Origin of the sequence: Roseovarius salinarum, assembly GCF_002834145.1 — a bacterium.
Classification (GTDB): Bacteria; Pseudomonadota; Alphaproteobacteria; order Rhodobacterales; family Rhodobacteraceae; genus Roseovarius; species Roseovarius salinarum.
Genome location: NZ_PHNT01000009.1, coordinates 1 through 14,452 on the forward strand (window position 1 = coordinate 1; position 14,452 = coordinate 14,452).

Below are 14,452 nucleotides of genomic sequence, written 5' to 3' on the forward strand. Positions count from 1 at the left end.
CCGGCACCGGCCGCGCGCGCCGAGCCGCGCCGGCGCCAGCGCGGCAACCGGCCGCTGCGGGTGGTGCTGGACGCCGGGCACGGCGGCATCGACCCCGGCGCCGAGCGTGACGGCACCACCGAGAAGGCGCTGATGCTGACCTTTGCCCGCGAACTGCGCGAGGAGCTTCTGCGCGCCGGCGGCTTCGAGGTCATCATGACGCGCGACGCGGACCGGTTCGTATCGCTCGAACGCCGCGTGGCGGCCGCGCACCGCGCGCGCGCCGACGTCTTCCTGTCACTGCATGCCGACGCCCTGCGCGAGGGGGTCGCCCATGGCGCCACCGTCTACACGCTCTCCGACAGCGCCTCGGACAAGGCCAGCGCCAAGCTGGCCGAGCGGCACAACCGCGCCGACATGCTGGCCGGCATCGACCTTTCGGGACAGGACGACGTGGTCGCCGACGTGCTGATGGACCTGGCCCGCGCCGAGACGGCCCCACGCGCCGACCGGCTGTCCAGGGCGCTGGTCCTGGGTGTCAAGGAAGGTGGCTTGCCGCTGAATTCGCGGCCGCGCCGCGCCGCCGGCTTCTCGGTGCTCAAGTCGCCCGATATTCCGTCGGTGCTGTTCGAGGTGGGGTTCATGTCCAGCCCGCGCGACCTGAAGAACCTGCGCGACCCGGACTGGCGCGCCCGCATGGCCGTGGCACTGCGCGAGGCGCTGCAGGCGTGGCGCATCGCCGATGCCGCCGCGGCCGAGCTGGTGCGGCAGTAGACGCGGCCGCGGTTTCCCGCGCAGGCGCGTCACGATGTGTTTTGACGGCGCCGCGGCGGGTGCTTATATGACGACCCAGCAGTTCAGGGGGCGGCGTGCTCAGACCCATCTTTTCCTTTTTCGGGGCGATCTTCAGCCTTGTCACGCTCGGCGTGATGATGGTCGCGCTGAGCCTTGGGGCGGTCTTCCACATCTACGGCCAGGACCTGCCGAGCCACGAGTCGCTGGCCAACTACACCCCCCCCACGATCAGCCGCATCTATTCCGGCAAGGGGCGGATCATCGACGAGTTCGCGCGCGAGCGCCGGCTGTTCACCCCCGCCGAGGAGATCCCCGACCTCGTCAAGCACGCCTTCATTTCCGCCGAGGACAAGAATTTCTACAAGCACGCGGGGTATGACGCGCGCGGCATCGCCGCCGCCATCGTCGAGGCGATCCGCACCCGCGGCGACGTGGTGCGCGGCGCCTCGACCATCACCCAGCAGGTGATGAAGAACTTCCTGCTCTCGGGCGACCGGCGCATCGAGCGCAAGATCAAGGAGATCATCCTCGCCACCCGGATCGAGGAGACGCTCGACAAGGAAGCGATCCTCGAGCTTTACCTCAACGAGATCTTCCTGGGCCAGAACAGCTACGGCGTCACCGCCGCCGCCCAGAGCTATTTCAACAAGTCGCTGGGCGAACTGGCCCCGCACGAGGCGGCGTTCCTGGCGGCGATGCCCAAGGCGCCCAGCAACTACCATCCCGTCCGCGACACCGGCCGCCTGCGGGACCGGCGCAACTTCGTCCTGCGCGAGATGAAGGAGAACGGCTACATCTCGAAGGCCGTCTACGAGCAGGAGGTCGAGAAGCCGATCCGCTCGGTCCAGCAGGGCGATTTCGCGCCCTTCAGCGCCTCTCTGCCGCCGCGTGACTATTTCACCGACGAGATCCGCCGCCAGCTGTCGCGCGACTTCGGCGAGGGCGAATTCTTCACCGGCGGGCTGAGCGTGCGCGCGACCATCGACCCCGAGATGCAGGTGGAGGCCGCCCGCGCCCTGCGTACGCGCCTGGAATCCTATGACCGCCAGCAGGGCGAGTGGCGCGGCACCGGCGTGACCCTGCCCGAGACCGCGCTGGCCAGCGAGGAGGCCTGGCGCGCCGCGTTGTCCGAGGCCGAGGTCGCCCGCGACATCGAACTGGGCGGCACGTGGCATCCGGCGGTGATCCTGGATATCGAGGCGCAGCGGATGCGGCTGGGCATCGAGGGCGTCGCCAGCGACACCGACACGCCCCACACCGTGCCCCGCGACGACATCGCGTGGCTGCCCGGCGATTTCTTCGAGACCTTCGAGGTGGGCGAGGTCGTGCACGTCCGCCGCGTCACCGACGACGACGGGACCTTCCGGCGCTGGAGCTTGCGGCAGGTGCCGGAGGTCGAGGGCGGCTTCGTCGCGATGGACGTGAACAGCGGCCGCGTCATCGCCATGCAGGGCGGGTTCTCCTACCAGCACTCGGTGTTCAACCGCGCCACGCAGGCCAAGCGCCAGCCCGGGTCGAGCTTCAAGCCGTTCGTCTACGCCGCCGCGCTCGACAGCGGATACACCCCCGCCACGATCATCGTGGACGCGCCGATCGAGGTGGACACGCCCGACGGCGTCTGGCGGCCCAAGAACGCCTCGAACGAGTATTACGGGCCGACGCCGCTGCGCACCGGGATCGAGCGGTCGCGCAACCTGATGACCATCCGGCTGGCGCAGGAGGTCGGCATGGGCGTCGTGGCCAGCTATGCCGAACGCTTCGGCGTCTACGGGGACATGGGGCACTACCTCGCCAACGCGCTCGGGTCCGAGGAGACGACGCTCTACGACATGGTGTCGGCCTACGCGATGTTCGCCAACGGCGGCGAGCGCGTGGAGCCCACGCTGGTCGACCGGGTGCAGGACCGCCACGGCGAGACCGTCTATCGCCACGACCCGCGCAGCTGCGTGGACTGCGACGACGCCGCGATTCCCGAGGGGCGGCCGCCGCGCATCATCTCGCACCGCGAGCGGGTGATCGACGCGATCACCGCCTACCAGCTGACCTCGATGATGCAGGGCGTGGTGCGGCGCGGCACGGCCGCCGGCCGTGTGGATCTGCCGGTGCCCGTCGCCGGCAAGACCGGCACCACGAACGACGCGCGCGACGTGTGGTTCATCGGCTTCACCAGCAACATCGTCGCGGGCTGCTACATCGGGTACGACCAGCCGCGCAGCCTTGGCCCCGGCGCCTACGGTGCGTCGATGTGCGGCCCCGTCTTCCAGCAGTTCATGACGGAGGCGACCGAGAAATACGGCGGCGGCAAGTTCCGCGTCCCGCCGGGCGGGCGTTTCATCAAGATCGACCGCTATTCCGGCGCGCGGCTGCCCGATGATGCCAGCGGGCCGCATGTCGTGGCCGAGTATTTCCGGCTGGGCGAGGAACCGGTGTTCGGCGTCATGTTCGACGGCGGCTTCGCGATGGGCAACGACCTGAAGATCATCGAGGAACGCCGCCGTGCCCGCGAGGCGCGCGAGACGCCCGCCGCCGGCGAGGGCACCGGCACGACCGGCAGCGGCGCCAGCTTCGGCAGCATGAGTTCCGGCGGACTCTACTGAGGTTGCCCGCGCGCGGGGGCTGGGGTATCACCGCCACCTGACGCAAGACGAGAGGACTTCATGCGCGCGGAAACCGAGAACACGGTCGCCGAGATCGAGAAGTCGCTGGAGCTGCTGCGCCAGCGCATGGACTGGGAGACCGCGCAGCACCGGCTCGAGGAATTCAACGCCCGCGTCGAGGACCCCACGCTGTGGGACGACCCCGACAAGGCCCAGAAACTGATGCGCGACCGGCAGGCGCTGGTCGACGCGATCGAGACGCACGACTCGATCCGCCAGGAGCTCGAGGACCAGACCGGCATGATCGAGCTGGGCGAGGCCGAGGGCGACTCGGAGGTGGTGGCAGAAGCCGAGGCGGCCCTGCACGAGCTGGCCCGCCGCGCCCACGAGAAGGAGCTCGAGGCGCTGCTCGACGGCGAGGCGGACGCCAACGACGCCTATCTCGAGATCAACGCGGGCGCGGGCGGCACCGAATCCTGCGACTGGGCGGCGATGCTGGCGCGGATGTACGTCCGCTGGGCCGAAAGCCGGGGCTACACGGTCGAGTTGCAGGACGAAAGCCCCGGCGACGAGGCCGGGATAAAGTCGGCCACCTACCGGATCAACGGGCGCAACGCCTATGGCTGGCTGAAGTCGGAAACCGGCGTGCACCGGCTGGTGCGCATCTCGCCCTACGATTCGGCGGCCAAGCGCCACACGTCGTTCTGCGCGGTCGCCGTCTACCCGGTGGTCGACGACAACATCGAGATCGAGGTCAACCCCGCCGACATCCGGGTGGACACGATGCGCGCCTCCGGCGCGGGCGGCCAGCACGTGAACACCACCGACTCGGCGGTGCGGATGACGCATATTCCCACCGGCATCGTCGTGACCAGTTCCGAGAAATCGCAGCACCAGAACCGCGAGATCGCGATGAGGGCGCTGAAGTCGCGCCTCTACCAGATGGAGCTGGACAAGCGCAACGCCGAGGCCGAGGCGATCCACGAGGCCAAGGGCGACGCGGGCTGGGGCAACCAGATCCGCTCCTACGTCCTGCAGCCCTACCAGATGGTCAAGGACCTGCGCACCGGGGTCGAGACATCGGACACCAAGGGCGTGCTCGACGGCGACCTCGACCAGTTCATGGCCGCCACGCTGGCGCAGGACGTGGCCAACATGTCGCGCGCCGAGGCGCGGGAGGACGGCTGACCGCGGGCCGGGCGGGGGCGCTGCCCCCGTCGCGCTGGCGCGCGACTCCCCCGGAGTATTTCCCGGCAAGATGAAGCGCGGGGATTGCAAGACCCCCCGCGCTGCGGCCAGATGGCGCCATGGACGAGCTTCTTTCCCTCGACGCCACCGCGCAGGCGGGGCGGATCGCGCGTGGCGCGCTGTCCGCCGAGGCGCTGATGCGCGCGACGCTCGACCGCATCGGCGCGGTCAACGGCGCGCTGAACGCCGTCGTCTCGCCGCGCGACCCGGACGACCTGCTGGCCGAGGCGCGCGCCGTGGACGCCGGCCCGGTGCGCGGGCCGCTGCACGGGCTGCCGCTGGGCATCAAGGACCTGGCCAATGCCGCGGGGCTGCCGACATCGCAGGGCTCGCCGCTGTTCGCCGGGCAGGTGGCGGCGGATGACGACCTGCACGTCGCGCGCCTGCGCGCCGCCGGCGCGATCGTGGTGGGCAAGACCAACACGCCCGAGTTCGGGCTGGGCAGCCAGACCTACAACCCGGTGCACGGCGCCACGCCCAACCCTTATGACCGCCGCCTGACCTGCGGCGGCTCCTCGGGCGGGGCGGCGGTGGCGCTGGCCGCGCGGATGCTGCCGCTGGCCTGTGGCTCGGACATGATGGGCAGCCTGCGCAACCCGGCGGGATGGTGCAACGTCTACGGCATGCGCCCCACCTGGGGGCTGGTGCCCGGCGAGCCGGCCGGCGACACCTTCCTGCACCAGCTTTCGACCAACGGCCCGATGGGGCGCAGCCCGCGCGATCTGGCGCTGATGCTGTCGGTGATGGCCGGGCGCGACCCGCGCCAGCCGCACGGGCGGGCGCCGGGCGACTATGCGGGGATCGACGCGCCGGTGACCGGCCGCCGCATCGCCTGGCTGGGCGACTGGGGCGGCGCCTGGCCGGTGGCGGAGGGGATCCTGCCGCTGTGCGAGGCGGCGCTGGGCGAGTTCGAGGCCCTGGGCTGCCGCGTCGATGCGCCCGCGGCGCCCTTCGACGCCGCCGCGCTGTGGGACAGCTGGACGACCCTGCGCAGCTGGGCCGTGGCCGCGAAGCTTTCGCCGCTGCATGACGACGCAGCCGCCCGCGCCCGCCTGAAGCCTGCCGCGCTCTGGGAAATCGAGCGGGGCCGCGGCCTGAGCGCGATGCAGGTGCATGCCGCCAGCGTCACCCGCTCGGACTGGTTCGCGTCTGCCGCGCGGCTGTTGCGCGACTACGACGCCATCGCGCTGCCCACCGCGCAGGTCTGGCCCTTCCCGCTGGACCTCGAATGGCCCGCGCGCATCGCGGGGCGGGACATGGACAGCTACCACCGCTGGATGGAGGCGATGATTCCCGCCAGCCTTGCCGGGCTGCCGGCAATCGCCGTTCCGGCGGGTTTCGGCGCGCAGGGGCTGCCGATGGGGTTGCAGCTGATCGGGCCCGCGGGCGGTGACCGCCAACTGCTTGAGCTGGCCCACGCCTGGCACCTGCATACCGACTGGCCGGCGCAGGCCCCGCCCGGGGCTTGATTTGGACGACCAAACGGGGTCTCATTCCCGCATGACCATGCCCGAGGATACCGCGGCGCAGTCGCCGCCCCACGGCGTGCCCGATCTGGGCCGCGTGAGTTTCGCCATGCTGCGCGAGGCGTTGCGCCGCGGCGCGGCGGACATGAGGCGCGCCCCGGGCTTCGGCGTGGTCTTCGCCGGCGCCTACGTGGCGGTGGGGCTGATCCTGGCCGCGATCACCTGGGCGACGGGACACACCTACTGGCTGATCTTCGCGGCCGTGGGATTTCCGCTCGTGGGGCCGTTCGCGGCGGTGGGGCTTTACGAGGTCAGCCGTCGGCTGGAGCAGGGCCGGCCCCTCGACCTTTACCGCATCTTCGGGGTCGTGGCCCAGCAAGGCCGGCGTCAGTTGCCGTCGATCTGCGCGATCATCATCATGATCTTCCTGTTCTGGTTCTTCCTTGCGCACATGATCTTCGCGCTTTTCCTGGGGCTGTCGACGATGACCAACGTGTCCAGTTCCTGGGCTGTCTACCTGACGCCCGAGGGGCTGAGCATGATGGCGGTGGGCACGCTGGTGGGCGGGGCCTTCGCGCTCCTGCTCTACATGATCACGGTGATCGCGCTGCCGCTGCTGCTGGACCGCGAGGTCGATTTCGTCACCGCCATGATCACCAGTTTCCAGTGCGTGCTGGACAACCCCGTCCCGATGCTGGCCTGGGCGGCGTTCATCGCGGCCTTGACCCTTGTGGCCCTGCTGCCTTTGTTCCTCGGGCTGTTCCTGGTGCTGCCGCTGCTGGGGCATGCCACCTGGCACCTTTACCGTCTCATCTGCGCGGCCGGCACGGTGGCGGATTGATCCTTCGGCAAGACGCGCGCGGCTGCGCGGCGGTCGGGGCAGGGCGACGGGCCGGCCGGGGGTGCGTCAGCGGATCACGATCTCGTCGGCGCGGATCAGGCCCAGCACGTCGCGGGCCTGCTGATCGAGAAGGTCGAGGTCGAGGTAGTCGTCCGACAGCCGTTTCGTCAGGTTTTCCATCCGCGCCACGCGCGCCTCGATCTCGGCGAGCTGCGACTCGAGTGCCTTGCGGTCCGCCTCGATCTCGGCGCGGCGGAACAGGCCATAGTCCCCCTGCACGGCGGCGAAGGTGAAATAGAGCCCGAGCCCGAAAACGATCGCGACATAGATGATGGGCCCGACGGCGGGGCGGTTCCGGCTGGTCATGACTGCGCTGCCTCGTGTGCCCCTTGTGGCCGGGGATCGCCGGGAAGCATGCCACAGGCGGCGGGCTTTGTGAATCCCCCTTTCCAAGGGTGCGGGCCGCGCGATAGCCTTTGCGGCGGGATACCGCAGGGAGGCCGAGAAGCATGTCCGCCACGCAACCGCGCAGCGATCTGGCCACCCACGAGGTCACGAACCAGCCGCCCGCGCGCGGCGACATCGACCTGTGGGGCGCGGACCCGGCGCTGCAGGCGCATGCGCAGGCCTCCGGGGCCGACGGGGGTGCGCTTGAACACTTCGGCGCGCGGATCGGCACGGCCGCGATGCGGGCGGCGGGACTGGTCGCCAACCGGCAGCCGCCCGAGCTCGTGGCCTTCGACCCGGGCGGGCGGCGACTGGACGAGGTGCAATTCCACCCCGCCTACCACGACCTGATGGCGGCCGGCGTCGGCGCGGGCTATGCGTCGGTGGCGTGGGAAGGCGGGGCCGGCGGGCATGCCACGCATGCCGCGATGGTCTACCTTATGAGCCAGGTGGAACCGGGCGTGTGCTGCCCGATGACCATGACCTATGCCGCCGTGCCCGCGCTGCGCGCCGACGACGCGCTGTTCGACACCTGGGTGCCCAAGCTGACGGCGCGCGTCTACGACGGCGCGCCGAGGCCGCTGGCGCGCAAGGCGGGCGCGACCATGGGCATGGCGATGACCGAGAAACAGGGCGGTTCGGACGTGCGTGCGAACACCACCCGCGCCGTCCGCGACGGCGACGCGTGGCGGCTGACGGGGCACAAGTGGTTCTGCTCGGCGCCGATGTCCGACGCGTTCCTGACGCTGGCACAGACGGACGCGGGGCTGACCTGTTTCCTCGTCCCCCGCTGGCTGGAGGACGGGCGCAACGCCATCCGCATCCAGCGGCTGAAGGACAAGCTGGGCAACCGTGCCAACGCATCGGCCGAGATCGAATACGCCGGCGCGCTGGCCCACCGGCTGGGCGACGAGGGCGCGGGCGTTCGCACGATCATCGAGATGGTGCATCACACGCGGCTCGATACCGCGATGGCGCCTGCGGGCCTGATGCGGGCGGCGCTGGCGCAGGCCGATCACTGGGTGCGCCACCGCAGCGCATTCCAGAAGCGGCTGATCGACCAGCCGCTGATGCGCCGGGTGCTGGCCGACCTCGCGCTCGACTGGGAGGGAACGCTGGCGCTGGGGCTGCGGGTGGCGCGCGCCTTCGACGGGCGCGACGAGGCCGACCGCGCCTTCGCCCGCCTGGCGGTGGCGCTGGCCAAGTTCCTGGGCAACAAGCTGTGCCCGCCGCTGGTCTACGAGGCGATGGAGGTGCTTGGCGGCGCGGGCTACGTCGAGGAGACGGGCATGCCGCTGCTCTACCGCGAGGCGCCGCTCAACGCGATCTGGGAAGGGTCGGGCAACGTCATCTGTCTGGACATCCTGCGCACTTTGCACAAGGAGCCTGCGGCCGGAGACGCGCTGAGCGCGGAACTGACGGCCGCAGCCGGGCGGATCGAGGGTTACGACGCCGCGCTGCGCGCGCACATGGACCGGTTTCCCCGTCTGCCGGGCGAGGCCGATGCGCGGTGGTACGCGGAAAGCCTCGCCACGCTGCTGACGGCGTCCGTGCTGATCCGGCAGGCGCCCGCCGCCGTGGCCGAGGGGTACGTCGCCACCCGGCTGGGCGCGGGGCGCGGCCGGCTTGCGGGCGCGACCGGCGCGGTGGACGAGGCGGCGATCCTCGAGCGCCTCGGTGGCGGGGCGGCCTGAGCGCGCCCCGACCGGTCAGCCGGCGAGCGAGGCCTCGCGGATGCTCTCGATGGACTTGGCCAGCGTGTCGTTGAACGCCGCGTCGCTCTGCTGCACCGACAGCCCCTCGGTCAGCGCGCGCGAGAAGCTGGCGACGACGCCCGCGTTCTGCGCCAGCCGTTCGTTCGCCTCGTCGCGCGTGTAGCCGCCGGAGAGTGCCACGACACGCAGCACCCGGTCGTGATCGACCAGCGGGCGGTAGTGGTCGGCCACTTCGGGCAGGGTGAGCTTGAGCATCACCTCCTGCCCCTCGGGCAGTTCGTCCAGGTGCTTGCGGATCTCGGCCAGCAGGATGTCCTCGGCCTGCCGCTTGTCGGCGATGGAGATCGTCACCTCGGGCTCGATGATCGGGACCAGCCCGTGCGACAGGATCGTCCGGGCCACCTCGAACTGCTGGGCCACGTTGGCGGCGATACCGTTTTCCGAGGCCGAATCGATCACCGAGCGCATCTTCGTGCCGAAAATGCCGGCGGCCTTGGCCCGGCCGAGAAGCTCTTCGAGGTCGGGAATCGGCTTCATCAGGCGCACGCCGTCCTGTTCCCCGGCCAGCCCCTTGTCGACCTTCAGGAACGGCACGATGCCGCGCTCTTCCCACAGGTAGGCGGCCGACGGCTTGCCGCCGATCTCCCGGTCCATGGTCTTTTCGAAGAGGATGGCGCCGATGATCTTGTCACCGTTGAACGCCGGCGCCTGCGCGATACGGGCCCGCATCCGGTGCACGAGGTCGAACATCTCGGCCTCGGAGCTGTATTCATCGTCGCCGATCCCGTAGAGGCGCAGTGCCTTGGGCGTGGAGCCGCCCGACTGGTCGAGCGCGGCGATGAACCCCTTGCCTGTGAGAATCTTCAGTCTCTGGTCTTCTTTCGTCATGTCCCGCTCCGCCCGGAAAAACTGGATTCTTGGCGCCTAGCGCGCCCTTCGCCCGCTTCTAGGCAAGCACCGGACACGGTGCAATCGTGGTGGCGCTAACACCGAAGCGCGGCGCGCCACGCGGCGGGGCCGGTCAGGCGCGCAGCGCGGCCACGCCGGGAAGGGTCTTGCCTTCCATCCACTCCAGGAAGGCGCCGCCGGCGGTGGAGATGTAGGTGAACTGCTCCGAGGCGTCGGCCTTGTTCAGGGCGGCCACCGTGTCGCCGCCGCCGGCGACCGAGACGAGCTTGCCCGACCGGCTGAGCCCGGCGGCATGCGCCGCCGCCGCGTTGGTCGCCGTGTCGAAGGGCGCGATCTCGAACGCGCCGAGGGGGCCGTTCCAGATCAGCGTGTGCGCGCGGTCGAGCGCCTGCTGGATATGCGCCACGCTGTCGGGGCCGGCGTCGAGGATCATCGCGTCCTGCGGGCAGTCCTCGACGCGCACGATCTCGTGCGGGGCGCCTTCCTTGAACTCGCGCGCGACGACCACGTCGCGCGGCAGCAGCATCTCGCAGCCCGACCGGGCGGCCTTGGCCGCGATCTCGCGCGCGGTTTCGGCCATGTCGTGTTCGCACAGGGACCGGCCCACGTCGATGCCCTGCGCGGCGAGGAAGGTGTTGGCCATGCCCCCGCCGATCACGAGCATGTCCACCCGCTCCACGAGGTTCGACAGGAGGTCGAGCTTGGTGGAGACCTTTGCGCCGCCCACGACGGCCATGAGCGGGCGCGCGGGATGGCTCAGCGCGGCCTCCAGCGCCTCCAGCTCGGCCTGCATCAGCCGGCCCGCACAGGACGGCAGGTGATGCGCGATCCCCTCGGTGCTGGCATGCGCGCGGTGCGACGCCGAGAAGGCATCGTTGCAATAGACGTCACCCAGGGCGGCCAGCCGCTCGGCGAAGTCGGGATCGTTGGCTTCCTCTCCGGGGTGGAAGCGGATGTTCTCGAGCAGCAGGATGTCGGCGGCGCGGGCCTCCTCGGTGTCGCGCTCGGCCGCCTCGAGCGTCTCGATCAGCGTGACGGGGCGGCCCAGCGCCTCCTCGAGCGCGGGCAGGGTCACGCGCAGCGACAGGTCGAGGACGACCTTGCCCTTGGGCCGGCCGAAATGCGCGATCAGGACCGGCGTGCCGCCACCTTCGAGGATGTCGCGGACGGTGGGCACGATCCGCTCGATGCGGGTGGCGTCGGTGACGCGGCCGTCCTCGACCGGCACGTTGATGTCGACCCGCGTGAGCACGCGCTTGCCCGCCAGGTCCATGTCGTCGAGTGTCTTCCAGCCCATGATCGTCCCTTCCGTGCTTGCCGCCGCGAAACTGCGCCCCTCTCTTGGCGCGGTGGCGCGGGCAGGTCAACCGCGCCGCTCTTGGCATTCGCGCGCACCGGTCATAGTGTGCGGCCGACGAGGATGCGAAGGGAGGGCCGGATGGCCGAGATCAAGGACCCGGAAAACACGATCGTGATGGACCTGCCGGGGGGAACGGTGACGATCGCGCTGATGCCCGACGTGGCACCGAAGCATTGCGCCCGGATGAAGGAACTGGCCCGCGCCGGCGCCTATGACAACGTGGTCTTTCACCGCGTGATCGACGGGTTCATGGCGCAGACCGGCGACGTGGCCAACGGCAACATGGAGAAGGACTACAACCCGCGCATGGCGGGCACCGGCGGCTCCGAGCTGCCCGACCTGCCCGCGGAGTTCTCCGACGTGCCCCACGCGCGCGGCGCCCTGGGCGCGGCGCGCACGCAGAACCCGGACTCGGCCAATTCGCAGTTCTTCATCAGCTTCAAGGACAACGACTTTCTCAACGGGCAGTACACCGTCTACGGCCAGGTGATCGAGGGCATGGAACACGTCGATGCGCTGGCCCGCGGCGAGCCGCCGCAAAGGCCCGACCGGATGCTCAGCGTGAAGGTGGCCGCCGATGCGTAAGACACTGACCTCGCTTTTCGCGCTGCTGGCCGCGCCGGCGCTCGCCACCGGCCTGCAGATCGAGGTGGCGGGCGAAGCCGCCGGCACCGTCACCGTCGACCTGTTCGAGGACGTGGCGCCGGACCATGTCGCCCGGATCACGGCGCTGGCGAAGGAAGGCGCCTATGACGGCGTGGTGTTCCACCGTGTCATCGACGGCTTCATGGCACAGACGGGCGATGTCGAGTTCGGCAAGCTGGAAGGCGGCAACATGGCGCGCGCCGGCACCGGCGGCAGCGACCGGCCCGACCTGGCCGCCGAGTTCTCGGACATCCCCTTCGAGCGGGGGACGCTCGGAATGGCCCGAAGCCGTGATCCCGACAGCGCCAACAGCCAGTTCTTCATCATGTTCGCCCCGGCGGGGCACCTGAACGGGCAATACACCGTGGTGGGCGAGGTCACCGACGGCATGGATGTCGTCGACGCCATCAAGCGCGGGGAAGGGCGCAACGGCGCCGTGCTGGGCCGCCCCGACGTGATGGCCGACGTGACCGTGACGGACTGAGGCGGCGGCGATGGACCGGCCGACGGGATACGAGCCGCTGAACACGCTCAAGCCGTTCGCCGACGACATCTGGATCGTGGACGGGCCGGCCATCCGGTTCTACGGGCTGCCGTTTTCCACCCGCGCGACGGTGGTGCGGCTGGCAAGTGGCGCGCTGTGGGTGCATTCGCCCACGCGGCTGACCGCGGGGTTGCAGGGCGAACTGTCGGCGCTGGGCCCGGTGGCGCACCTGGTCGCGCCCAACTGGATCCATTATGCCAATCTGCCGGACTGGCAGGCCGCCTTTCCGCGCGCCACCGCCTGGGCGGCGCCGGGCGTGGCGGAGCGCGCCGCCTCGAAGGGGCTGACCCTGCAGGTCGATCACGCGCTGCGGCCGGACCGCGCCGAGGACCCATGGGCGGGCGAGATCGACCAGATCATCGTTCAGGGCAGCGCGGTGCACCGAGAGGCGGTGTTCTTTCACCGCGCCAGCGCGACGCTGATCCTCACCGACCTGATCGAGAACTTCGAGACCGCCAAACTGCCGGCCTGGATGCGCCCGGTGGTCTGGCTGGCGGGCATCGACGACCACGACGGCAAGATGCCCCCCGACATGCGCTGGACTTTCCGCAAGGGCAAGCAGGCGCTCATCGATTCGGTGGAGACGATGATCGGCTGGGGACCGGAACGGATCATCCTCGCCCACGGGCGCTATTACGAGCGCCGGGCCGTCGACGAGCTGGAGCGCGCCTTCCGCTTCGTGCTCAGCGACAAGCGGTGGATGGAGGCGGTGCGCGACATGGAGGAGCTGCGCAACAGGCGCTGAGGCCCGCGCGGCGCCCGCGCGCTCGCGCGTCGTCACGTTCGCGTGCGGGCCTCTGGCCAGGGGGCCTTGCGCAAGGCATCCTTCGTGCACGCACTGCCCGAGGAGGATGCGCCGATGATCCGATCCACCCTTCTTGCCGTCGCGGGTGTTCTGGCCGCCGCGATGCTGCACGCGGAGCCCAACGCGTGGCGCAACGCATGGCCCGACACGAATTTCGAGAAGACGGCGATCGACGACTGGGACGAGATCCGCTCGGGCGGGCCGGGCAAGGACGGCATCCCGGCGCTGTCGGCCCCCGATTTCATCCCCGCCGCGCAGGAGGACCGCATCGACGGGCGCGAACCGGTCCTGACGCTGGAGATCGAGGGCGCGACACCGCGCGCCTACCCGATCCGCTACCTCACCTGGCACGAGATCGTGAACGACACGGTGGCCGGCGTGCCCGTGGCGGTGACCTTCTGCCCGCTCTGCAACTCGGCGCTGGTCTTCGACCGCCGGGTCGACCGGGGCACCCTGAGCTTCGGCGTCTCGGGCAAGCTGCGCAACTCGGACATGGTGATGTACGACCGCCAGACCGAAAGCTGGTGGCAGCAGGCGACCGCCCGGGCGATCGTCGGCGACATGACGGGCACGGAACTCGAGCAGATCCCGGCGGTGATGGAAAGCTGGCAGCAGTTCCGCGCGCGCCACCCCGAGGGGCTGGTGATGGCCGAGCCGGAGTATCGCCGCCGCTATGGCCACAACCCCTACCGCGGCTACGACAGCGCGTCGCGGCCTTTCCTTTACAGCGGGGAACAGCCGCCCCACGGCGTTCCCGCGCTGGCGCGCGTGGTGCGCGTGGGCGACCGTGCCTGGCCGCTCACCCGCGTGCGCGAGGCCGGCGGCGTCACGGAAGCGGGCGTCACGATACGCTGGGAAAAGGGCCAGGCCTCGGCGCTGGACACGGGACGGATCGCCGAGGGCCGCGAGGTGGGCACCGTGCGCGTGCGCGACGCGCAGGGCCGCAAGGTGGCCCACGACGTGATGTTCGCCTTCGCCTTCCACGCCTTCTGGCCCGAGGGCACCTGGATGCTGGGCGATTGAACCGGGCGGAGCGCGGCTTCGCCGCGCGCGCGATGTCTCGTCCGCGGCCCCTGGCCGCGTCCTCGGAGGGCCTCCGGC

13 protein-coding genes are annotated in these 14,452 nt (G+C 70.6%); 10 read left to right on the forward strand and 3 right to left on the reverse strand.

Annotated features, from left to right (window positions below; genetic code table 11):
- The 5 genes from CEF10_RS09655 to CEF10_RS09675 all read left to right on the forward strand — a co-directional run.
- The coding region (locus CEF10_RS09655) for an N-acetylmuramoyl-L-alanine amidase family protein (RefSeq protein WP_198586173.1) at positions 1-753 on the forward strand (753 nt) is incomplete at its 5' end.
- Positions 754-848: 95 nt separating this feature from the next.
- A complete protein-coding gene (locus CEF10_RS09660; protein WP_101067978.1) occupies positions 849-3,371 on the forward strand; it encodes a penicillin-binding protein 1A in 2,523 nt (840 codons plus the stop codon).
- Positions 3,372-3,431: 60 nt separating this feature from the next.
- Positions 3,432-4,559, forward strand: coding sequence for a peptide chain release factor 2 (gene prfB / locus CEF10_RS09665; RefSeq protein ID WP_101067979.1), 1,128 nt, complete (start codon positions 3,432-3,434; stop codon positions 4,557-4,559).
- Between the two features lie 119 nt (positions 4,560-4,678).
- Complete coding sequence (locus CEF10_RS09670; RefSeq protein ID WP_101067980.1) at positions 4,679-6,088, forward strand: amidase; 1,410 nt, start codon at positions 4,679-4,681, stop codon at positions 6,086-6,088.
- A gap of 31 nt (positions 6,089-6,119) precedes the next feature.
- A complete protein-coding gene (locus tag CEF10_RS09675) occupies positions 6,120-6,926 on the forward strand; it encodes a DUF2189 domain-containing protein (RefSeq protein WP_408638446.1) in 807 nt (268 codons plus the stop codon).
- Between the two features lie 66 nt (positions 6,927-6,992).
- On the opposite strand, the gene CEF10_RS09680 is transcribed toward CEF10_RS09675, so the two are convergent.
- Positions 6,993-7,292: an FtsB family cell division protein gene (locus CEF10_RS09680; RefSeq protein ID WP_101067981.1), complete on the reverse strand. Its 300-nt coding sequence runs from the start codon at positions 7,290-7,292 to the stop codon at positions 6,993-6,995.
- Positions 7,293-7,435: 143 nt separating this feature from the next.
- On the opposite strand from CEF10_RS09680, the gene CEF10_RS09685 reads away from it, so the two are divergent.
- The gene (locus CEF10_RS09685) at positions 7,436-9,067 is read left to right on the forward strand and encodes an acyl-CoA dehydrogenase family protein (RefSeq protein ID WP_101067982.1); all 1,632 of its coding nucleotides are present in this window, start codon (positions 7,436-7,438) and stop codon (positions 9,065-9,067) included.
- Between the two features lie 15 nt (positions 9,068-9,082).
- On the opposite strand, the gene CEF10_RS09690 is transcribed toward CEF10_RS09685, so the two are convergent.
- Positions 9,083-9,976, reverse strand: coding sequence for a fructose bisphosphate aldolase (locus CEF10_RS09690; protein WP_101067983.1), 894 nt, complete (start codon positions 9,974-9,976; stop codon positions 9,083-9,085).
- A gap of 133 nt (positions 9,977-10,109) precedes the next feature.
- Complete coding sequence (locus CEF10_RS09695) at positions 10,110-11,294, reverse strand: phosphoglycerate kinase (RefSeq protein WP_101067984.1); 1,185 nt, start codon at positions 11,292-11,294, stop codon at positions 10,110-10,112.
- Positions 11,295-11,435: 141 nt separating this feature from the next.
- On the opposite strand from CEF10_RS09695, the gene CEF10_RS09700 reads away from it, so the two are divergent.
- The 4 genes from CEF10_RS09700 to CEF10_RS09715 all read left to right on the forward strand — a co-directional run bounded on the left by CEF10_RS09700 (position 11,436) and on the right by CEF10_RS09715 (position 14,374).
- Positions 11,436-11,942 (forward strand): peptidylprolyl isomerase, encoded by a 507-nt coding sequence (locus CEF10_RS09700; RefSeq protein ID WP_101067985.1) that lies wholly within the window; start codon positions 11,436-11,438, stop codon positions 11,940-11,942.
- On the forward strand, positions 11,935-12,486 hold the full coding sequence (locus CEF10_RS09705; protein ID WP_101067986.1) for a peptidylprolyl isomerase: 552 nt from the start codon (positions 11,935-11,937) through the stop codon (positions 12,484-12,486). The genes CEF10_RS09700 and CEF10_RS09705 overlap by 8 nt, the downstream gene beginning before the upstream one ends.
- A gap of 10 nt (positions 12,487-12,496) precedes the next feature.
- The gene (locus CEF10_RS09710; RefSeq protein WP_101067987.1) at positions 12,497-13,291 is read left to right on the forward strand and encodes a DUF4336 domain-containing protein; all 795 of its coding nucleotides are present in this window, start codon (positions 12,497-12,499) and stop codon (positions 13,289-13,291) included.
- Between the two features lie 114 nt (positions 13,292-13,405).
- The gene (locus CEF10_RS09715; RefSeq protein ID WP_101068074.1) at positions 13,406-14,374 is read left to right on the forward strand and encodes a DUF3179 domain-containing protein; all 969 of its coding nucleotides are present in this window, start codon (positions 13,406-13,408) and stop codon (positions 14,372-14,374) included.
- Positions 14,375-14,452 lie beyond the last annotated feature (78 nt).